Annotated in this window: 20 protein-coding genes and 1 pseudogene; 15 read left to right on the top strand and 6 right to left on the bottom strand. The window is 58.9% G+C overall.

Features of this window, described 5'->3' with window-relative positions:
• Positions 1-642: 642 nt before the first annotated feature.
• Positions 643-2,163 (bottom strand): aldehyde dehydrogenase family protein, encoded by a 1,521-nt coding sequence (locus ACLH1U_RS21835; RefSeq protein ID WP_032453792.1) that lies wholly within the window; start codon positions 2,161-2,163, stop codon positions 643-645.
• Between the two features lie 263 nt (positions 2,164-2,426).
• On the opposite strand from ACLH1U_RS21835, the gene ACLH1U_RS21830 reads away from it, so the two are divergent.
• A complete protein-coding gene (locus ACLH1U_RS21830) occupies positions 2,427-4,214 on the top strand; it encodes a sigma-54-dependent Fis family transcriptional regulator (RefSeq protein ID WP_023290740.1) in 1,788 nt (595 codons plus the stop codon).
• A 32-nt stretch (positions 4,215-4,246) separates the two neighbouring features.
• Here ACLH1U_RS21830 and ACLH1U_RS21825 read toward each other — a convergent pair whose 3' ends face one another.
• Positions 4,247-5,143 carry a LysR family transcriptional regulator gene (locus ACLH1U_RS21825; RefSeq protein WP_048298081.1) on the bottom strand — a complete coding sequence of 299 codons (897 nt, stop codon included), beginning with the start codon at positions 5,141-5,143 and terminating at the stop codon, positions 4,247-4,249.
• A gap of 103 nt (positions 5,144-5,246) precedes the next feature.
• On the opposite strand from ACLH1U_RS21825, the gene ACLH1U_RS21820 reads away from it, so the two are divergent.
• The 3 genes and pseudogenes from ACLH1U_RS21820 to ACLH1U_RS21810 all read left to right on the top strand — a co-directional run bounded on the left by ACLH1U_RS21820 (position 5,247) and on the right by ACLH1U_RS21810 (position 6,782).
• A complete protein-coding gene (locus tag ACLH1U_RS21820; protein WP_044524457.1) occupies positions 5,247-5,852 on the top strand; it encodes an FMN-dependent NADH-azoreductase in 606 nt (201 codons plus the stop codon).
• 76 nt (positions 5,853-5,928) lie between these two features.
• Positions 5,929-6,228: an ArsR/SmtB family transcription factor gene (locus ACLH1U_RS21815; RefSeq protein ID WP_002914277.1), complete on the top strand. Its 300-nt coding sequence runs from the start codon at positions 5,929-5,931 to the stop codon at positions 6,226-6,228.
• Positions 6,229-6,235: 7 nt separating this feature from the next.
• Positions 6,236-6,782, top strand: a pseudogene (locus ACLH1U_RS21810) (rhodanese family protein).
• On the opposite strand, the gene lpxO reads toward ACLH1U_RS21810, so the two are convergent.
• The gene (gene lpxO / locus ACLH1U_RS21805; RefSeq protein WP_032453800.1) at positions 6,763-7,665 is read right to left on the bottom strand and encodes a lipid A hydroxylase LpxO; all 903 of its coding nucleotides are present in this window, start codon (positions 7,663-7,665) and stop codon (positions 6,763-6,765) included. The pseudogene ACLH1U_RS21810 and the gene lpxO overlap by 20 nt on opposite strands.
• A 204-nt stretch (positions 7,666-7,869) precedes the next feature.
• On the opposite strand from lpxO, the gene ACLH1U_RS21800 reads away from it, so the two are divergent.
• On the top strand, positions 7,870-8,049 hold the full coding sequence (locus ACLH1U_RS21800) for a hypothetical protein (protein ID WP_023290745.1): 180 nt from the start codon (positions 7,870-7,872) through the stop codon (positions 8,047-8,049).
• A 75-nt stretch (positions 8,050-8,124) separates the two neighbouring features.
• On the opposite strand, the gene stpA is transcribed toward ACLH1U_RS21800, so the two are convergent.
• The gene (gene stpA / locus ACLH1U_RS21795; protein ID WP_023290746.1) at positions 8,125-8,526 is read right to left on the bottom strand and encodes a DNA-binding protein StpA; all 402 of its coding nucleotides are present in this window, start codon (positions 8,524-8,526) and stop codon (positions 8,125-8,127) included.
• Between the two features lie 728 nt (positions 8,527-9,254).
• Between stpA and alaE the strand changes: the two genes are divergently transcribed.
• Complete coding sequence (gene alaE, locus ACLH1U_RS21790) at positions 9,255-9,704, top strand: L-alanine exporter AlaE (protein ID WP_004205719.1); 450 nt, start codon at positions 9,255-9,257, stop codon at positions 9,702-9,704.
• A gap of 78 nt (positions 9,705-9,782) precedes the next feature.
• On the opposite strand, the gene ACLH1U_RS21785 is transcribed toward alaE, so the two are convergent.
• Positions 9,783-10,145 (bottom strand): DUF2002 family protein, encoded by a 363-nt coding sequence (locus ACLH1U_RS21785; RefSeq protein ID WP_002914291.1) that lies wholly within the window; start codon positions 10,143-10,145, stop codon positions 9,783-9,785.
• 149 nt (positions 10,146-10,294) lie between these two features.
• On the opposite strand from ACLH1U_RS21785, the gene ACLH1U_RS21780 reads away from it, so the two are divergent.
• The gene (locus tag ACLH1U_RS21780) at positions 10,295-10,642 is read left to right on the top strand and encodes a DUF883 family protein (RefSeq protein ID WP_032432206.1); all 348 of its coding nucleotides are present in this window, start codon (positions 10,295-10,297) and stop codon (positions 10,640-10,642) included.
• Positions 10,643-10,761: 119 nt separating this feature from the next.
• Here ACLH1U_RS21780 and ACLH1U_RS21775 read toward each other — a convergent pair whose 3' ends face one another.
• The gene (locus tag ACLH1U_RS21775; protein WP_105491354.1) at positions 10,762-12,138 is read right to left on the bottom strand and encodes a PLP-dependent aminotransferase family protein; all 1,377 of its coding nucleotides are present in this window, start codon (positions 12,136-12,138) and stop codon (positions 10,762-10,764) included.
• Positions 12,139-12,226: 88 nt separating this feature from the next.
• Here ACLH1U_RS21775 and ACLH1U_RS21770 point away from each other — a divergent pair, with 88 nt between their 5' ends.
• The 8 genes from ACLH1U_RS21770 to proX all read left to right on the top strand — a co-directional run bounded on the left by ACLH1U_RS21770 (position 12,227) and on the right by proX (position 20,277).
• Positions 12,227-12,658, top strand: a complete 432-nt coding sequence (locus ACLH1U_RS21770; RefSeq protein WP_023290749.1) for a carboxymuconolactone decarboxylase family protein — start codon at positions 12,227-12,229, stop codon at positions 12,656-12,658.
• Between the two features lie 183 nt (positions 12,659-12,841).
• Positions 12,842-13,087, top strand: a complete 246-nt coding sequence (gene nrdH, locus ACLH1U_RS21765) for a glutaredoxin-like protein NrdH (RefSeq protein ID WP_048298086.1) — start codon at positions 12,842-12,844, stop codon at positions 13,085-13,087.
• On the top strand, positions 13,084-13,494 hold the full coding sequence (gene nrdI, locus ACLH1U_RS21760) for a class Ib ribonucleoside-diphosphate reductase assembly flavoprotein NrdI (RefSeq protein WP_411299458.1): 411 nt from the start codon (positions 13,084-13,086) through the stop codon (positions 13,492-13,494). Before nrdH ends, nrdI begins: the two co-directional genes overlap by 4 nt.
• A complete protein-coding gene (gene nrdE, locus ACLH1U_RS21755) occupies positions 13,467-15,608 on the top strand; it encodes a class 1b ribonucleoside-diphosphate reductase subunit alpha (protein WP_048298087.1) in 2,142 nt (713 codons plus the stop codon). The genes nrdI and nrdE overlap by 28 nt, the downstream gene beginning before the upstream one ends.
• 10 nt (positions 15,609-15,618) lie before the next feature.
• Entirely contained in the window at positions 15,619-16,581 is a 963-nt protein-coding gene (gene nrdF / locus ACLH1U_RS21750; protein ID WP_032453806.1) for a class 1b ribonucleoside-diphosphate reductase subunit beta, read from the top strand.
• Positions 16,582-16,937: 356 nt separating this feature from the next.
• Positions 16,938-18,140 carry a glycine betaine/L-proline ABC transporter ATP-binding protein ProV gene (gene proV / locus ACLH1U_RS21745; RefSeq protein ID WP_050533596.1) on the top strand — a complete coding sequence of 401 codons (1,203 nt, stop codon included), beginning with the start codon at positions 16,938-16,940 and terminating at the stop codon, positions 18,138-18,140.
• The gene (proW, locus tag ACLH1U_RS21740; protein WP_023290754.1) at positions 18,133-19,200 is read left to right on the top strand and encodes a glycine betaine/L-proline ABC transporter permease ProW; all 1,068 of its coding nucleotides are present in this window, start codon (positions 18,133-18,135) and stop codon (positions 19,198-19,200) included. The genes proV and proW overlap by 8 nt, the downstream gene beginning before the upstream one ends.
• A gap of 78 nt (positions 19,201-19,278) precedes the next feature.
• The gene (gene proX, locus ACLH1U_RS21735) at positions 19,279-20,277 is read left to right on the top strand and encodes a glycine betaine/L-proline ABC transporter substrate-binding protein ProX (protein WP_023290755.1); all 999 of its coding nucleotides are present in this window, start codon (positions 19,279-19,281) and stop codon (positions 20,275-20,277) included.
• The last annotated feature ends 48 nt before the right edge of the window (positions 20,278-20,325 follow it).

Genomic DNA, 20,325 nt, shown 5'->3' with positions numbered 1-20,325 from the left:
ATCGCGAAACGGCTCGTCCGTTCCTCCCTGTAAATGATCATTGCGTTCCTTCCGCAGGATAATCGGCACACGTCCTTTAACTCCGCTTTATTTCGCCGAAAGGTGGCCATGAATAACAAGCAGAAGAAAAAGAGTTATTTTGATGTGCGAAATAAATATATTACCCGATGTAAAAAAAGGCAACCTGATGAAATGTTACATACAGGTTAATGACTATACTCGGCATAAAGTTATTTTTTGAAATGGCATTTCAATGTTAATTTACATATCTATACAAAAGAAAATTAAATACCTCTCAACAACAACACGTCCATTTTATTAACAAATTTAAAGATAATTGCTCAAAAAAGCGTCTTGTTTTATTGTGCTCAAACCCGGTGCCACTAAAAAATTAGGAATTTTCCTGGTATTAATCTTCATCATTTCTACACAAATTAAGGCAAAGCGCTCCTGAGCTGCGCTGTAATTTCTTGTTCTGGAAGTATTTTTATTTTCAAATGAAAGCCATTACTTCATTAACCCAAATGTATTGCCGTTATCCGCCACCGTAACCACTCCCTTTCACAGGGTTATTTTGACGCAAAAAAAATCCGCAACCCGAACGGATTGCGGACTGAGGATCAATCAGTAATGAGATGGGCTTCAGAACAGGCCCAGCGGCGCGGTGCCGTAGCTCACCAGCAGGTTTTTGGTTTGCTGATAGGCATCCAGCGCCATCTTATGCGTTTCCCGCCCGACGCCGGACTGTTTATAGCCGCCGAACGCCGCATGTGCCGGGTAGACATGATAACAGTTGGTCCATACGCGACCGGCCTGAATACCGCGCCCCATGCGATAGGCGAGATTGGTATCGCGCGTCCACACCCCAGCGCCGAGGCCAAACTGGGTCTCATTGGCGATAGCCAGCGCTTCCGCTTCGTCCTTAAAGGTGGTCACCCCGATCACCGGCCCAAAGATCTCCTCCTGGAAGGAGCGCATATCGTTGCGACCTTTAATCAGCGTGGGCTGAATATAAAAACCATTATCCAGCGCCGGCGCGATCGCCGCCCGCTCGCCGCCGGTGAGGATTTGTCCGCCCTCTTCCCGGGCAATCTGAATATAAGAGAGGATCTTGTCGAACTGCTGGCGGGAAGCCTGGGCGCCGATCATGGTGTCGGTATCTAACGGATCGCCGCGACGGATCTGCGCCACCTTCTCCATGACCCGCGCCATAAAGGGCTCATAGATGGATTCATGGATCAGCGCCCGCGACGGGCAAGTACAGACCTCACCCTGGTTGAAGAAACCGAGCACCAGCCCCTCCACCGCCTTCTCAATAAACTCCTCTTCACCCTCCATCACGTCGGCGAAGTAAATATTGGGCGATTTGCCCCCCAGCTCGACGGTGCAGGGGATAATATTCTCCGCCGCGCAGGCGAGAATATGTCGCCCGACCGGCGTGGAGCCGGTAAACGCCAGCTTGGCGATACGCTTGCTGGTGGCCAGCGCCTCGCCCGCCTCTTTGCCGAAGCCCTGCACCACGTTCAGCACCCCCGCCGGGAACAGATCGCCGATCAGCTCCAGCAGCAGGGTAATACTCAGCGGCGTCTGTTCCGCCGGCTTGAGCACCACGCAGTTCCCCGCCGCCAGGGCCGGGGCCAGCTTCCACGCGGCCATCAGCAGCGGGAAGTTCCACGGGATAATCTGACCGACCACCCCCAGCGGTTCATGGAAATGGTAAGCCACCGTTGTTTCGTCAATTTCGGCAGTGCTTCCCTCCTGGGCGCGCAGGCAGCCGGCGAAGTAGCGAAAGTGATCCACCGCCAGCGGCAGGTCGGCATTCAGCGTTTCGCGGATCGGTTTGCCGTTGTCCCAGCTCTCCGCCACCGCCAGATATTCCAGATGCTGTTCAATACGGTCGGCGACCTGCAGCAGCAGCCTGGAGCGCTGTTGCACTGAGGTTTTGCCCCACGCCGGCGCCGCACGGTGGGCGGCGTCGAGGGCGAAGTCAATATCTCTGGCGTCCGACCGGGGAAACTGCGCAATGTTGCTGCCGTCTACCGGGGAGGTATTCATAAAGAATTCACCGCTCAGCGGCTCGACAAATTTACCGTCAATAAAGTTGCCGTAAGCGGATTTCAATGAAACCAGGGCGCCGGGCTGGCCAGGGTGTGCATAACGCATCGCAAATCTCCTTCTGTAGGGTTGAGACGCAGCGGCATATTGATTTTTTAAACTTGCCGCCGAACGCTTCTCACTTTGCAGGGGTTATGCCAGTTTTTCATTTTCTCTAAATATCTTCATTTATTAACAGGTTGCATTCACTGACTGGGCAGATGGTCAGCCACTGTCGCACGGGTTTCCACTTATGTGTTGCAAATCGCAACACCAAATAAACCAAATGGCTACAATATTGCAACACAGCAACATCGACCCAGAGGTGCCCTGTGCCAGGCAATCCCTTTCTTCTCGCCCCAGAGGTTAACGCCAATCCCCTGCTGAGCGATTCATGGTCTCGCTGCCAGCGCTACGGTCTGGATCCCGCCACCGAGGATTTTCCCCGCCTCGACGCCGGCGAGCTGGCGGACCGGCTCGCCAGCCACCGCAGCCTGCAGCAGCTGGCGCAGCCGGTGGTGGAAGCCCTGTCGCGCCAGGTGGCGGACCTGCAGTCGGTGGTGATCCTCTCCGACCCCGGCGGTCTGGTGCTCCATACCGTCGGCGATACCCAGGCGATGCAGAAGGCTCAGCGCGTCGCGCTGGCGCCGGGCAATCTGTGGAGCGAAAGCGGACGCGGGACCAACGCCATCGGCACCGCGCTGGCGATTGACGACGGCTGCGAAATCGATGGGCGTCAGCACTTTCTCACCCGCAACCAGAATTTGTACTGCGCGGCGATGCCGCTCCAGCGGCCGGACGGAAGCATCGCCGGCGTGCTGGATATCTCCGGCCCGGCGGATTTTCCCCACCAGCACACCTTTGGCTGGGTGAAAGCGGCGGCAAAGCAGATTGAGTATCTGTGGGTGAAGCAGAGCCTGCATCCTGAGCAGTGGCTGATGAGCCTCCACCGGCAGGTGGACAAGCTCGACAGTGTGGAGGAACTGCTGCTGGTCTTTTCCGACAACGTCCTTACCGCCGGCAACCGGCTGGCGATGCGCGAGTTCGGCCTGAGCGCGGCACAGTTTGGCCAGCTCACCTTTGCGTCGCTTTTTCCGACGCTGACGCAAACGGCGGTCAGCGTTCCCCTGCCCCTGACCACCCCGCAGGGTCGCTATCACTATCGCCTGCGCGAGCCCACCCGCCGCCGGGTGGCGGTGAGCGCCCCGCCGGCCATGCAGCTCCCCTTCACCAGCCCGCGGGAAGGCGAAAAGCTGCTCCGGCTGCTTAACGCCGGCATCGCGCTCTGTATTGAGGGGGAAACCGGCAGCGGCAAAGAGTATGTCAGCCGCACGCTGCACCAGCACAGCCGCTGGCGCAGCGGTAAATTCGTCGCCATTAACTGCGCCGCCATTCCGGAATCGCTGATCGAGTCCGAGCTTTTCGGCTACCAGCCAGGGGCGTTTACCGGCGCCAGCAAAAACGGCTATATCGGCAAAATCCGCGAGGCCGAGGGCGGGGTGCTGTTTCTTGATGAGATCGGCGATATGCCGCTGGCGCTGCAGACCCGCCTTCTGCGAGTACTGCAGGAGAAAGAGGTCGCCCCGCTCGGCGCCAGCCGCAGCGTGCCGGTGAACTTCGCCCTGATCTGCGCCACGCACCGCAACCTGACCCAGCGGGTCAGCGCCGGCGAATTTCGCGAAGATCTGCTGTGGCGCCTGCGGGAGTACGCCCTGGCGCTGCCTCCGCTACGCGAGTGGCCGGCGCTGGAAACCTTTATCGCCACCCTGTGGCGCGACCTGGGCGGCGCTTCGCGCCGGGTGACGCTGTCCACCGCGCTGCTGACCCACCTCAGCCAGCTGCCGTGGCCGGGAAACGTGCGCCAGCTGCAGAGCGTCCTGAAGGTGATGCTGGCTCTGGCCGATGAGGGCGACACGCTGACGCCCGATGCGCTGCCGGACGCATACCGCGCTGCGCCTGCGCCGCTGCCGCGCGGGGGGTTACAGGCCCATGACGAGCAGTTGATTGTCGATACCCTCGCCAGGGTCAACGGCAACGTCAGCCGGGCGGCGCAGATGCTGGGCATCGCCCGCAGCACGCTATACCGCCGCGCCGCCCGTGCCGGACGGCCACGCCGCTGAGGCGATGGCCTAAAGCGCGCCGGCCGCGGACGCTACGCCAGACCCAGCCCCGCCCGCAGGGCATCGATCGTCACCCGCGTTTTTTGCGGCAGCCACGGCCCTTCCGGCCACACCGCGTGGATGGCGAAACGCACACGGTCGCTGGGCGCCAGAACCTGCTGCAGCGTCCCGTCGGCGAGCGCCTGCGCCACCAGCCAGTCCGGCAGCCAGGCGATGCCCATTCCCTGCTGCGCCGCCGCGGCGATGGCTGCAAAGTCATCCTGCACCAGCCACGCCTCCGGGGTGAAGCGCACTTCGCCCTGCTGCGGGTCGTAAAGTTGCCATTTTTGCAGCTGACCGTTATGCAGATAGCCGAGGGTGCGGTGCTCGCTCAGCCCGGCGATGGTCTGCGGCGCCGGCTGGCGACGCAGGTACTCCGCCGCCGCACACAGCACCATGCCATGCTCCCCCAGCGCCCGCGCCCGTAGCGACCCGGTATCGGCCAGGCTCCCGATACGCACCGCGAGATCAAACCCCTCTTCCAGCAGATTGACCTGCCGGTCGCTGTAGTGGAGCTCGAGCTTCAGCAATGGATAGCGCTGGCTCAGGCGGAACAGCAGCGGCGCCACGCAGCGCTGGCCAAACAGCACCGGCAGCGAAATCCGCAGCCGTCCCTGCACCTCGCCTTTGCCGCGCTGCAGCGCTTCTTCGGCCTCGCGAATGCGTCCCAGCGCCTCCCGACACTGGTGATAAAATTGCTCTCCCTCTTCCGTCAGCAGTTGCCTGCGGGTGGTGCGCTGGAATAACGCCACGCCGAGACGCGCTTCCAGCCGGGCAATGGTTTTTCCCACCGCCGAACGCGTCACGTGGAGGATCGTCGCCGCGCTGGCAAAGTTACCGCTCTCGACCACAGTGACAAACACGGGGATCGCGTTCAGATCGTCGCGCACAGATTGGTTCCTTACGGGATACAATAGAGGAAAATAATGTCACTCCAGAGAGAAAAAAGACAGTGTTAGTCTCTGCTTCTATCCTTCACTTGAGGCACTCATCATGGCTAACGTTCTGGTATTAAAGTCCAGTATTAATGGCGAAACTTCCCTGACCAATCAGCTGATTAACGAATTTATCGCAGCGCGCCAGGCGGCGGGCCGCCACGATCGGATCCGCGAACACGATCTCAGCGCTATGGCGCTGCCGACGCTGGATGGCGCGCTGTTTGCCGCCCTGCGCGGGGCGGCGGATCCGCGGCCGGCCATCCGCGCGGCGGTAGCGCTCTCCGACCAGTTTATCGCCGAGTTAAAAGCCAGCGACCTGCTGGTGATCGGTGCCCCGATGTATAACCTCAACGTCCCGACCGATCTGAAGAAATGGTTCGACCTCGTGGCGCGGGCGCGGGAAACCTTTCGCTACACCGACAGCTGGCCGCAGGGGCTGGTCGAGGGCGTCCGGGCGGTGGTCGTCAGCAGCCGCGGCGGTGTTCACCAGGGAGAAACCACCGACGCCGTCACCCCCTATCTGCGCGCGGTGCTGGGGCTGATGGGGATCCATGAGGTGGAATTTATCTATGCCGAAGGGCTGGATAACCGCCCGCACGGTCGCGACGCCGGGATCGCCAGCGCCCGGGCGCAGATAGCCGATCTCGCCGTTCCGGCCTGAGTCGCGGGGAAAAAGGGGCTGGCGCTGGCGGCTTTTTTATTTTAGAGTTATCTAAATTTAGAAAAAGCTAAAATACATGACCACACCCGAAGACCTGCAGGCCCGCGCCGGCGAAGCCGCCGCGCTGATGAAAGCGATGAGCAATCCTCACCGCTTGCTGATCCTGTGCATGCTATGCGACGCGCCGCGGGCCAGCGCCGGTGAACTGGCCCGCGCTACCGGCCTGAGCCCTTCCGCCACCTCGCAGCACCTCGCGCGGATGCGTGACGAGGGGCTGATCGACAGCGAACGCGACGCTCAGCGCATCCACTATTTCATCACCCATCCTGCGGTACAGCAGGTGATCAACACGCTGAAAACGCTCTATTGCCCGTGAGGATCCTATGACCATCGCCACCTTAACCCCTGCCGAAGCCCGGGTGCAGATTGCCCAGGGCGCCAGACTGATAGATATCCGCGATGCGGATGAATACGCGCGCGAACATATTCCCGATGCCGAGCTGGTGCCGCTCGCCACCCTGAACGGCGGCGCGACCCTAAACGCCCGGGCCGGCGAGCGCGTGATCTTCCACTGCCAGGCCGGCTCCCGGACGCAGAACAACGCTATTCGTCTGGCCGCCGCCGCCGCGCCGGCGCAGGTCAGCCTGCTGGCGGGGGGGATTCAGGCATGGAAAGCCGCGGGGCTCCCGGTTGAGGAAGATAAATCGCAACCGCTGCCGCTGATGCGCCAGGTGCAAATCGCCGCTGGCGCTCTGATCTTACTGGGGGTGCTGCTGGGCTATACCGTGAACGGCGGCTTTTTCCTGCTCAGCGGCGCGGTCGGCGCCGGGCTCACTTTCGCCGGGATAACCGGCTTTTGCGGCATGGCGCGCCTGCTGGCGATCATGCCGTGGAACCGGCGCCAGGGGAGTTAAAACGCACTCCAGATAAGCCAGGCAATGCCGCCGAAAAGCAGCCATTTGACGACGTAATAGACCGTCTTATTCCATTTTTTCAGCCGCTTGCCGACAATGCGGATCTGGTAGATATAGCGAAACGCCCGGTTAATTCCGCCAGTGCGATCGCTGGCGTCGTTGGGCGCCGAGGCGGCGCTCATCAGATTGCGCCCCAGCCAGTGGTTGACCTTCTGCGCCCAGCGGTAGCGCATCGGCCGTTCAATATCACAGAACAGAATCAGCCGATTCTCACCGCTGGTATTTTCCGCATAGTGGATATAGGTCTCGTCAAACAGCACACCTTCCCCGTCGCGCCAGCTGTAGCGCTGACCATCCACCTCGATAAAGCAGCGGTCATCGTTCGGCGTCGCGAGGCCAAGATGAAAGCGCAGGGAACCGGCGTAGGGGTCGCGATGGCGCGGTAGACGGCTGCCGTCCGGCAGGGTGGCGAACATGGCCGCTTTCACCGACGGAATATCCCGCAGCAGCGCGGTAGTTTGTGGGCAAAGCTGGCTGGCGGAGGGATGGGCATCCTCATACCATTTCAGATAAAAGCGTTTCCAGCCGGTTTTAAAAAATGAGTTAAATCCGGCATCGTTATATTTATCGGCCGCTTTAATCTGCTCCAGCTGCTGGAGGCGGATGCCTTCCTCGCGAATAACCAGCCAGTTTTGTTGCAATATCGCCAGCTCGGGAAACATCTCCGGGCGCAGATAAGGCGTATTCGGCACGCGGGAAAATAAATACATAAATCCATTCAACGGCGCGGTAAATGTGGAATGGTCGGAGAGCTGTCGCCAGAAACGATAGCGCACCCGTCCGCGGTAATGGACATACAGCACAGCAATAACAATGATCAACAGAATGATATACTTCATGGTGTCTTTCCTGACCTGATTGATGGTAACCCTACCCTCGCCGTCCCCCTTGTCAGCAGCGGTATGGCGCCAGCAAAACATTAACAACATTAATACATATACCTCCAAATTGTTTTAACAAAAAAGAGCACACCCGGTGTTCAGTGCGCGGGCGTTGAGCTATGGTTTAGGTTCATCCGTGGTATTAACAGTGAGGAGTGAATGATGTTTTCTGTCGGCGATCTGGTACAACCGCGTGCGGGCGGGCCAAAACTGAAAGTGGTCGAAGTGCAGGGCGAGGATCTGGTGGTGGTTCAGGCCGCGCAGGAGCAGGGAGAACGCTATACGCTGAAGTCAGACGAGGTGACGTCCTATCAGGAAGAGGGGGACTTCGGCGTCTGCTGAAGCCCCTCGCTGCAGGTCATAAGGCCAGGCCGGACGGTGGGTCTCTCCGCCGTCGCGGCGCTGGCCGCATCGGTTTTAAATTAAAAAGCTGTCCAGCGATTTCCCCTCGGCGACCGCCTGGGCAATCGGCTTCGGCATTCTTCCCTGGCCGGTCCAGGTTTTCTCGGCGCCGGTATGATCGGTATAACGATATTTCGCCGGGCGCGGTTTGCGCTTTTTACCGCCCGCCATCGGCGGCTGAATATCGGCCACCAGCTCGTCAGGAGAAATACCGTCGGCGCGCATCAGCTCAAGCCAGGTATTCACTTTTTCCTGATATTCCGCCTGCTGCTGCGCCGCCAGCTGCTGTTGCGTACGTATTTCTTCAGTGACGATCCTGAGCTTTTCCAGCATCTCTTCAAGCACGTCAATGGAGAATTCACGGGACAGCGCGCGCAGTGAACGGATATTATTCAGTTTGTGTAACATTGAAGACATAAAATTAAAAAATTCCAAATAGCAAATTAAAAGACACAACGCGGCAAGTGTAATAGAAACGTTTATTTATTTCCAGCCTTCGGTTATCCAGATAAATATATTATGCAGAGAGTAAACCTTTTCCACCTACTTTATATCAGGAAATCCCCGGTTCTTTTTCGCCAGCGCAGGCCAATAAGACCCTGAATAAATAAAAACGGCGAATGGTGAGATAGGGAAATATATCAAGAAGGCGATATTACCTTTATGGTCAGCGGGTTATCCTCTTATCGTCGGTGAATGCGCAGGCCCTCTCCGCGCGGCCAAATGAATAGTTACTCAGTCATTCAGAATAAAACGCCACATATCTTTTTAGAATTTTTCACCACAAAAACCGGCATAATGGCATAAAAACATCTAAACATGACCCTCATCACAGGCTAACGCGATTTTGCGCCACAGCGGGCGGTCAGATACCGACCCCCTGGTCAGATATCATGGCGTAAAACAACACAACCATTTGAAATTAAAAGAATTTAATAAAACCAGCACTAAAAGTAGCGTAACGGGCAAAAAACAGACCCTCGCAGAGTATTTTATCGACAAAAAGGCAATAAATAAAAATTTATAGCTAGTTGCCACTTTTAATACAGAGATATACTCTACGCACATCAAAACAGGCAGCCCAAAAACGCTATACCAACGCGCATTTTTCGGCGTTATTGACTTCATTTTCGAGGAGCACTCCGATGTTCTCTGCGCACTCCCGCTTGCGGCATGCGGTTGCAGACACCTTTGCGATGGTGGTTTACTGCACCGTCGTCAACATGATGATCGAAATTTTTCTCTCTGGTATGACGTTTGAGCAGTCGTTATCGTCGCGCCTGGTGGCGATCCCGGTCAACATTATTATTGCTGTCCCTTACGGGATATATCGCGACTTCGCGATGCGTCAGGCCCGGCGCATCACTCCGGCCGGCTGGATGAAAAATATGGCCGACGTGCTGGCCTACGTGACCTTTCAGTCGCCGGTTTATGTCGCCATTCTGTGGAGCGTGGGTGCGGACTGGCACCAGATTGTCGCTGCGGTGAGCTCGAACCTGGCGGTTTCAATGATGATGGGCGCCGCTTACGGCTACTTCCTCGACTATTGCCGCCGCCTGTTCCGCGTGGCGCCCTACCAGCAGGCAAAAGCCTGACCGACACGTTAACAGCGACTGGCTCTGCCAGTCGCTTCCTCCCGCCAGCCAACTTCTCCCGGGTCTTTATCCAGCGAATTAATTCGTCGACATGGCCGGCTGGGCTTCGCCAAACAGTCCATTAAGAAAACGCTCAAGCGCCATGCGTGAGCTAAAGCCGTGCGGAATACCATAATGCTGCTGCGCATCCCCGGCTAAATACAGCGGAAACTGTTCATAATGGTCGCAGGTTTTGATATCTGAAGCCGGTTCAGCCAGCATATTGCTGCGCTCTTTTAACGCTGGATGAATAACTAACGCTGTTCGCCCCATGCGCGCTTCGCGGTTCACATAAACATAATTATCGCCGCGGCGATAGCCGTACGCTTTTTGCGTCACAACATCCATGGTGAAGCCGGCTTTTTCAAGAACACGCGCCACCTCATCGGGTCTTAAATACATACTGATTCCTCGTTATCTTTTACCGCACATTGACCTTACCTTATTCATTAAGGGCAGTGCTTTCGGAATATTCCAGAAACCACAGCAGTAAGCATAATTCAAAATCTTGTCCTACACTTACTCACTCGATGGAATTAAGGGAGATAACGATGGCTAACCATGTGAACCGCAACAATTTTGACGAGAACGCCGAAGATATTCATAACGATGTCAGCCAATTAGCGGACACGCTGGAAGAGGTGCTGAAATCGTGGGGCAGTGACGCGAAAGAGGAAGCGGAAGCGGCGCGTGCCAAAGCGCAGTCGCTGTTAAAAGAGACCCGCGCCCGCCTTAATGGCCACAACCGGGTGCAGCAGGCGGCGCTGGATGCGCGCCAGGCAGCGTGCGATGCGCTGGGCTGCGCCGACACCTACGTGCGCAATAAACCGTGGCACAGCGTGGGCGCCGCCGCCGCCGTCGGGGTATTTATTGGCGTATTGCTCAATTTACGTCGATAATAGTTATAGCGTTTGCTGCCGCCGCGCGATAAGCGCGCGGAAGCCCGCCTGCTTCACGGAAAGCAATGAAGATAACAAATACGCGTCAGCCCCTGCGCGCCTCTGGCCGCAGGGGTTTTTTATACGCCAGCGGGCGTGACGCCGCCGACGCCGATCGCCTCCCTCAGCCGCCGGGCCAGCGCGCCAGCCATTGCCGGCGAGCGAATATTGGTAAAACTCATCAGTAATCCCCCCTCGCCGGTATGGCGCATCCGCCAGTCGCTCAACGCCTGTACCGCCAGCCCGTCCGCCACCGCCCGTTGGGCCAGCAGGCGATCGTCGCCGTTGACCGGCATGACCAGCTGAATCCCCCCTTGCTGCGGCGTGACCTGAAAGCCCTGCGCCTGCAGAGCCGACTCCAGCCACTCCCTGCGCTGGCTGTAGCTGGCGCGCATTTTTTTCAGATGACGCCAGAAATGGCCCTGCTGGATAAAATCCGCCAGCGTCTGCTGCCACAGGGTGGGAACGGTGCAGGGCAGGCGCTCCACGGTCTGGTGAAAACGCGCCGCCAGCGCGGTCGGCACCACCAGCCAGGCGGTGCGCAGCGCCGGAAACATCGACTTACTGAAGGTGCCCGCGTAGATGACCCGCTGTGGCGCATCAAGGCTTTTCAGCGGCGGCAGCGGTTTGCCGCGATAGCGAAACTCGCTATCGTAATCATCCTCAATGATCCAGGCGTCACGCTCCGCGGCCCATGCCAACAGCTGGCGACGCCGGGGCAGCGAGAGCGCCACTCCCAGCGGACTCTGATGCGCCGGGGTGAGCAGGGCAAACCGCGCCTGCGGGTGATGGCGTTGGCCCCAGGCGATATCCATCCCTTCGTCGTCCACCGGGATCGCATCCACCACCAGTTGCCCGGCCTCAACCACCGGGCGGATAAAGGGATATCCCGGATCCTCCATCCACATATGCTGCCCCGGCTGCGCCAGGGTACGCAGGATCAGGTTCATGGCGGTGGCATAGTTGCCGGCGATCAGGACCTGCTCCGGCTGGCAGTCGATACTGCGCGACAAGCGCAGATAGTCGACGATCGCCTGACGCAGAAGCGGGTCGCCGCCGGGATCGCCGGGCGCCAGATCGAACCGCGACTGCGTCCGCAGCCGGCGCCCCATCACCCGCGCCCACAGCCCGCGCGGAAAGAGATCCAGCGCCGGGAGCCCCATCTGAAACGGCAACGGCTCCGCCGGCGCGGCAGGTTGCGCTGGCGGCACAGGCGCCAGCTGGCGCGGACTGAGCCGCTCGCTGACAAAGGTTCCCGCCTGCCCGCGCCGCTCGAGCCAGCCCTGGGCGACCAGTTCGCCCCAGGCGTTTTCGATGGTCGCCCGGGAGACGCCCTGCTCCTGGGCAAACACCCGGCTGGCGGGCAGACGGCTGCCCGGAGCCAGTTCGCCACGTTCAATGGCGGATTTCAGCTGGCGGGCGATGCGTTGATAGAGAGGGAGGTGGCTGGCTTCCATTATGGTCTGCTTTTTTCATCACAATATGGCTATCTTTTGCAGTCCATTATAGTGCTATTTTGGCTGCCGTCTTAGAGAGGAGAACACCATGAGCCAATTACGTCAGCCATTCAGTGAACTGAGCCCGGAAGTCTATAAAGGGCTGGTGCAGGCCAGCCTCGCGCTGGAGAAAAGCGAGCTGGGCAGCGCCCTGGTGGAGCTGGTCTATTTACGCGTGTCGCAGATCAACGGCTGCGCCTTCTGCCTTGAGAAGCACAGCCAGGCGCTGCGCAAAGGCGGCATGGCGCAGAGCAAGCTGGATGCCCTGGCCGGCTGGCGGGTGAGCGACCATTTTACCCCTGGCGAACGCGCGGCGCTTGCCTGGGCCGAGTCGGTCACCGACATCGCCGCCAGCCATGCGGAAGATGAGGTTTACCTGCCGCTGCGCGAACATTTTACCCCACGTCAGATAAGCGATCTCACCTTCGCCATCAGCCTGATGAACGCCTTTAACCGCCTCGCCGTCGCCATGCGTCTGTAGTTTCGCGTAGCCTTCCCCCTCCTCCGCCTGGCCACCCCGGCGGGGGAATTCTTTGCTAAAAACGCTATATATTGAGTGGTTGAAGTTTTAAATAACTACATCTAGTATTTCCTTATCGAATGGCCCACAACGTTCGACGCTACGTTTAGCGCCGTGCTGTTATCTTAAATGGAAATACGAATCATGCGCATTACTATTTACACTCGAAATGACTGCGTGCAGTGCCATGCCACCCGACGAGCCATGGAGAGCCGGGGGCTGGCCTTTGAAATGGTCAACGTCGACCAGCAACCGGATGCCGCCGACACCCTGCGCGAGCAGGGGTTTCGCCAGCTGCCGGTGGTGATCGCCGGCGACCTGCGCTGGAGCGGCTTCCGCCCGGATATGATCAATCGCCTGCGCCCCTCCGTCGCGGCGGCCAGCGCATGAGCTTCATCGTCTACTTCTCCAGCCGTTCGGAGAACACCCATCGCTTTGTGCAGCGCCTGGGGCTGCCGGCGGTGCGCATCCCGCTGAACGAGCGTGAACCTCTGCAGGTAGACGAGCCCTATATTCTCATCGTTCCCAGCTATGGCGGCGGCGGTACCGCCGGCGCCGTGCCGCGTCAGGCGATCCGCTTTTTAAACGACGTACATAACCGTCGGCTGATCCGCGGGGTGATTGCCGCCGGCAATCGCAACTTTGGCGACGCCTGGGGGCGCGCCGGGGATGTCATCGCGCAGAAATGCGCCGTGCCCTATCTCTACCGCTTCGAGCTGATGGGAACCCCCGACGATATCGATAACGTGCGTAAAGGAGTCAGCGAATTTTGGCAACGACAACCGCAGAACGTATAACCGCCGCCGTGGATTTTCACGCCCTCAATGCGATGCTGAATTTGTACGACAGCGAGGGCCGCATCCCGTTTGAGAAAGATCGCCAGGCGGTTGAGGCTTTTATGGCGACCCAGGTTCAGCCCAACACCCTCGCCTTTGCCAGCCAGGAGGATAAACTCAGCTGGCTCGTCCGCGAGGGCTATTACGATCCCCAGCTGCTGGCCGGCTATGATCGCGGGTTTGTGCTGGCGCTGTTCGCCCATGCCCGGCGCGCCGCGTTTCGCTTCCAGACCTTCCTCGGCGCCTGGAAGTTCTATACCAGCTACGCGCTGAAGAGCTTTGACGGCAAGCACTACCTCGAGGATTTCGCGGAACGCAGCGTTATGGTGGCCCTGACGCTGGCCCGGGGCGATGAACAGCAGGCGCGGCAGCTGACGGAGGAGATACTCAGCGGCCGCTTCCAGCCGGCTACGCCCACCTTCCTTAACGCCGGCAAACAGCAGCGCGGGGAGCTGATCTCCTGCTTCCTGCTGCGCATTGAAGATAATATGGAGTCCATCGGCCGGGCGGTGAACTCGGCGCTGCAGTTGTCGAAGCGCGGCGGCGGCGTGGCCTTTTTACTCTCCAATCTGCGCGAGGCCGGGGCGCCGATCAAGCGCATCGAAAATCAGTCCTCCGGCGTGGTGCCGGTGATGAAGATGCTGGAGGACGCCTTCTCCTATGCCAACCAGCTCGGCGCCCGCCAGGGGGCGGGGGCGGTCTGGCTGCACGCTCACCATCCCGATATTTTGCGCTTCCTTGATACCCGGCGTGAAAATGCCGATGAGAAAATCCGCATCAAAACCCTGTCGCTGGGGGTGGTGATCCCTGACATCACCTTCCAGCTGGCGAAAGAAGACGCGCAGATGGCGCTCTTCTCGCCGTATGATGTCGAACGGCTGTACGGCAAGCCCTTCGCCGACTGCGCCATCGGCGACCTCTATCCACAGCTGGTAGCCGACGATCGGGTTCGCAAACGCTGGATCCGCGCCCGCGACCTGTTCCAGCGCCTGGCGGAGATCCAGTTTGAATCCGGCTACCCGTACATCATGTTTGAAGACACGGTGAACCGCGCCAGTCCGGTGGCCGGGCGGGTCACCATGAGCAATCTGTGTTCCGAGATCCTGCAGGTCAGTACGCCGTCCGCCTATAATGAAGATCTCAGCTATGCCCATATCGGGGAAGATATCTCCTGCAACCTCGGCTCGCTGAACATCGCCCACACCATGGACTCGCCGGATTTCGGCCTCACTATCGCCACCGCGGTGCGCGCCCTGACCGCCGTGTCCGACATGAGCCACATTCAGTCGGTCCCCTCCGTGGCGGCCGGCAACGCCGCCTCCCACGCCATCGGCCTGGGGCAGATGAATCTTCACGGCTATCTGGCGCGGGAAGGCATTGCCTACGGCAGCCCGGAGGGGCTGGACTTCACCAATATCTACTTCTACACCGTGACCTGGCACGCGCTGCATACCTCGATGCTGTTGGCCCGCGAGCGCGGCCAGCGCTTCGCCGGCTTCGGGCAGTCGCGCTACGCCAGCGGGGAATACTTCGACAAATATCTGCAGGAGTCGTGGCAGCCGAAAACCGAACGGGTCCGTGCGCTGTTCGCCCGCGCCGGCATCTCCCTGCCCGACCGGGAAAGCTGGCGCCAGCTGCGCGACGACGTCATGCGCTATGGCATTTACAACCGCTATCTGCAGGCGGTGCCGCCCACCGGCTCGATCTCGTACATCAACCATGCTACCTCCAGCATTCACCCGATCGTCTCGAAGATTGAGATCCGCAAAGAGGGGAAAACCGGACGGGTGTACTACCCCGCGCCGTTTATGAATAACGATAATCTGGCCCTCTACCAGGATGCGTACGAGATAGGCCCCCGGAAGATCATCGACACCTACGCCGAGGCGACGCGCCACGTCGATCAGGGGCTGTCGCTGACCCTGTTCTTCCCGGATACCGCCACCACCCGCGATATCAACAAGGCGCAAATCTACGCATGGAAGAAAGGCATTAAGACGCTGTACTACATCCGACTGCGCCAGCTGGCGCTGGAAGGCACTGAAATTGAAGGCTGCGTATCCTGCGCGCTGTAAGGAGAACAGGATGACCCATTTAACGCGCGTCAGCGCGATCAACTGGAACCGCATCGATGACGATAAAGATCTGGAGGTGTGGAATCGTCTCACCAGCAACTTCTGGCTGCCGGAGAAAGTGCCGCTGTCGAACGACATTCCCGCCTGGCAAACCCTCAGCGCGGCGGAGCAGCAGTTGACCATTCGCGTTTTTACCGGGCTGACCCTGCTCGACACCATTCAGAACACCATCGGCGCGCCGGCGCTGATGGCGGACGCTCTGACCCCGCATGAGGAGGCGGTGCTGTCGAACATCAGCTTTATGGAAGCGGTTCATGCCCGCTCTTACAGCTCCATCTTTTCCACGCTGTGCCACAGCAAAGAGGTGGATGCCGCCTTCGCCTGGAGCGAAAGCTGCGAACCCCTGCAGCGCAAAGCGCAGCTGATGCTGGGCTACTATCAGGCCGACGAGCCGCTGAAGAAAAAAATCGCCAGCGTGTTCCTCGAATCCTTTCTCTTCTATTCCGGCTTCTGGCTGCCGATGCACTTCTCCAGTAGGGGAAAGCTGACCAATACCGCGGATCTGATCCGCCTGATCATTCGCGATGAAGCGGTGCATGGCTATTACATCGGCTACAAGTATCAGAAAGGGCTGGAGATCGTCAGCCCCGGTAAGCGCGAAGAATTAAAAAACTTCGCCCTCGATCTGCTGATGGATCTGTACGACAACGAGCTGGCCTACAGCCGGGAACTTTACGGCGAGAGCGGCTGGTTCGACGACGTCAGCGCCTTCCTGTGCTACAACGCCAACAAAGCGCTAATGAACCTCGGCTACGAGGCGCTGTTCCCGGCGGAGATGGCGGCGGTTAACCCGGCGATCCTCGCGGCGCTGTCACCCAACGCCGATGAAAACCACGACTTTTTCTCCGGCTCCGGCTCCTCCTACGTGATAGGAAAAATGGAAGAGACCGCCGACGACGACTGGGACTTTTAACCGTACTTTCACCAGGAATATCGCCCGCATATTCCTGGTGATCAATTTCACAGAATCGCGATTAATCCACCAAATATTCTCTCCATGGTCTAACCGTCATCACTTCGTCATATTTAGCAGAAAACCGGTCCATTTCAGTCTAATTATCCAAAGATAATCAAAAAATATTACCCACAACAAATTACCGCTCAGCCCTTATATCACGGGGGCTGTGCCGCCATGTCCCTCACTCCATTTTGCCGAGAGTTCGCCATTGAGGGTTGTCACAGAATCTGAGTATGTTAGGGTGTAAAAAGATCATTATCACCATTGGGTACCATATCGCAATAAACAAATAACAGGAACTTCTCTATTGCATGGCAATTAAATTAGAAATTAAAAATCTTTATAAGATATTTGGCGAGCACCCTCACCGTGCTTTCAAATATATTGAGAAAGGACTCAACAAAGCGCAAATACTGGAAAAAACGGGGCTGTCGCTTGGCGTCAAAGACGCCAGTCTGGCCATTGAAGAAGGCGAGATATTCGTCATCATGGGGCTCTCCGGCTCGGGGAAATCCACCATGGTTCGCCTTCTCAATCGCCTGATTGAACCCACCCGCGGCCAGGTGCTGATTGACGGGGTCGATATCGCCAAAATGTCGGACGCCGAGCTGCGCGAGGTGCGTCGTAAAAAAATTGCGATGGTTTTTCAGTCGTTTGCGCTGATGCCGCACATGAGCGTGCTCGACAATACGGCGTTTGGCATGGCGCTTGCCGGCGTCCCGACCGCTGAGCGAGAGCAAAAAGCGCGGGAAGCGCTGCGTCAGGTGGGGCTGGAGAATTATGCCCACGCCTGGCCGGATGAACTCTCCGGCGGGATGCGTCAGCGCGTCGGTTTAGCCCGCGCCCTGGCGATTAATCCCGATATTCTGTTAATGGATGAAGCCTTCTCCGCGCTCGATCCGCTCATTCGCACCGAAATGCAGGATGAGCTGATCAAATTACAGGCTAAGCATCAGCGTACCATTGTCTTTATTTCCCATGACCTTGATGAAGCCATGCGAATTGGCGACCGTATCGCCATTATGCAAAATGGCGAAGTGGTTCAGGTCGGCACTCCGGATGAAATATTGAATAATCCGGCCAATGATTATGTCCGCACCTTCTTCCGCGGCGTCGATATTAGCCAGGTCTTCAGCGCGAAAGATATTGCCCGTCGTAGCCCGGTCGGCCTGATTCGTAAAACGCCAGGTTTTGGCCCCCGCTCTGCGCTGAAATTATTACAGGATGAAGACCGCGAATATGGTTATGTCATTGAGCGCGGTAATCGCTTTGTCGGGATTGTCTCGATCGATTCTCTGAAAACCGCGCTCAGCGCCGGCCAGGGGATCGAGGCGGCGCTGATTGACGCCCCGCTGGCGGTGGAGGCGCAAACGCCGCTCAGCGATCTGCTCTCCCACGTCGGCCACGCCCCGTGCGCCGTCCCGGTGGTGGATGAAGAACAACAATATATTGGCATCATTTCCAAACGAATGTTGCTCCAGGCTTTAGATCGCGAGGGGGTGAATCATGGCTGATCAAACCAATCCGTGGGACAGCGCCCCGGCAACCGACAGCGCCGCTCAGGCTGCAGACGCCTGGGGTGGCGCCTCAACTGCCGCGCCGACTAATGGCGGCGGCGCCGACTGGCTGCACAGCGCCCCGGCGCCGCAGCCGGAACAGTTCAATATCATGGATCCGTTCCATAAGACCCTGATCCCGCTCGACAGCTGGGTGACCCACGCCATCGACTGGATCGTGCTGCACTTCCGCCCGCTGTTCCAGGGGATCCGCGTGCCGATCGACTACATCCTCAGCGCCTTCCAGCAGCTGCTGTTGGGGATGCCGGCGCCGGTGGCGATTATCGTCTTCGCGCTGATCGCCTGGCAGATCTCCAGCCTCGGCATGGGGGTCGCCACCCTGGTCTCGCTGATTGCCATCGGCGCCATCGGCGCGTGGTCGCAGGCGATGGTCACCCTGGCGCTGGTCCTCACCGCCCTGCTGTTCTGCATGATCATCGGCCTGCCGTTGGGGATCTGGCTGGCGCGCAGTCCGCGAGCGGCGAAAATTATCCGCCCGCTGCTGGATGCCATGCAGACCACGCCGGCCTTCGTCTACCTGGTGCCGATCGTGATGCTGTTCGGCATCGGCAACGTGCCCGGCGTGGTGGTGACGATTATCTTCGCCCTGCCGCCGATCGTCCGTCTGACCATCCTCGGGATAAACCAGGTGCCTGCGGATCTGATCGAAGCGTCGCGCTCGTTTGGCGCCAGCCCGCGCCAGCTGTTGTTTAAAGTTCAGCTGCCGCTGGCGATGCCCACCATTATGGCCGGGGTTAACCAGACCCTGATGCTGGCCCTGTCGATGGTGGTGATCGCCTCAATGATCGCCGTCGGCGGTCTTGGCCAGATGGTGCTGCGCGGCATTGGCCGCCTGGATATGGGCCTGGCCACCGTCGGCGGCGTGGGGATCGTGATCCTGGCGATTATTCTTGACCGCCTCACCCAGGCCGTCGGCCGCGACGCCCGCAGTCGCGGCAACCGCCGCTGGTACACCACCGGCCCGCTGGGGCTTCTCACTCGCCCTTTCTGTCGATAGATCGATAACAGCGCCGCTCCCCGGCACCAGCCGATGCCGGGGGGCCGCCCTTCCCGTTAAACAATAAGAGGAACCACCATGCGACATAGCACGATGATGGCCACCGCCGCCTTTGCCACCCTGATCGCCACCAGCGCCTTCGCCGCCGACCTGCCGGGCAAAGGAATTACCGTCAAGCCGGCGCAGAGCACTATCTCCGAAGAGAGCTTCCAGACCCTGCTGGTCAGCCGCGCGCTGGAGAAGCTTGGCTACACCGTCGAAAAACCGAGCGAAGTGGACTATAACGTTGCCTATACCTCGATTGCCGCCGGGGATACTACCTTTATCGCCACCAACTGGCAGCCGCTGCACGATGACATGTACGCCGCGGCGGGCGGTGATAACAAATTTTACCGCAAGGGGGTGTACGTCTCAGGCGCCGCCCAGGGCTATCTGATCGATAAAAAAACCGCCGAGCAGTACCACATCACCTCTATCGATCAGCTCAAAGATCCGCAGATCGCCAAACTGTTTGATACTAACAACGACGGTAAAGCGGACCTCACCGGCTGCACCCCGGGCTGGGGCTGCGAAGCGGTGATTAACCACCAGATTGACGCCTATGGCCTGAGCAAAACCGTTACCCATAACCAGGGCAACTACGCGGCGATGATGGCCGACACCATCGCCCGCTATAAAGAGGGTAAACCGGTGCTCTACTACACCTGGACGCCGTACTGGGTTAGCGACGTGCTGAAGCCTGGCAAAGACGTCGTCTGGCTGCAGGTGCCGTTCTCCTCCCTGCCGGGCGAGCAGAAAAACATCGATACCAAACTGGCCAACGGCGCCAACTATGGCTTCCCGGTCAACACCATGCACATTGTCGCCAACAAAGCCTGGGCGGAGAAAAATCCGGCCGCCGCCACTCTGTTTAGCGTCATGAAGCTGCCGATCGCCGACATCAACGCCGAGAATGCGATGATGCACGAAGGCCATGCTTCCGAAGCCGACATTAACGGTCATGTTGATGGTTGGATCAAAGCCCACCAGCCGCTGTTCGACAGCTGGGTGAAAGCCGCGCTCGCCGCGCAGCAGTAACCCGCCCCCGGATAAGGCCCGGCGCCTTATCCGGGCCCCTTCCCCGCC

The organism is Klebsiella sp. 1SOBk5mer (genome assembly GCF_046603115.1).
Lineage (GTDB): Bacteria > Pseudomonadota > Gammaproteobacteria > Enterobacterales > Enterobacteriaceae > Klebsiella > Klebsiella quasipneumoniae.
This window is presented reverse-complemented; position numbering and strand designations above follow the sequence as displayed.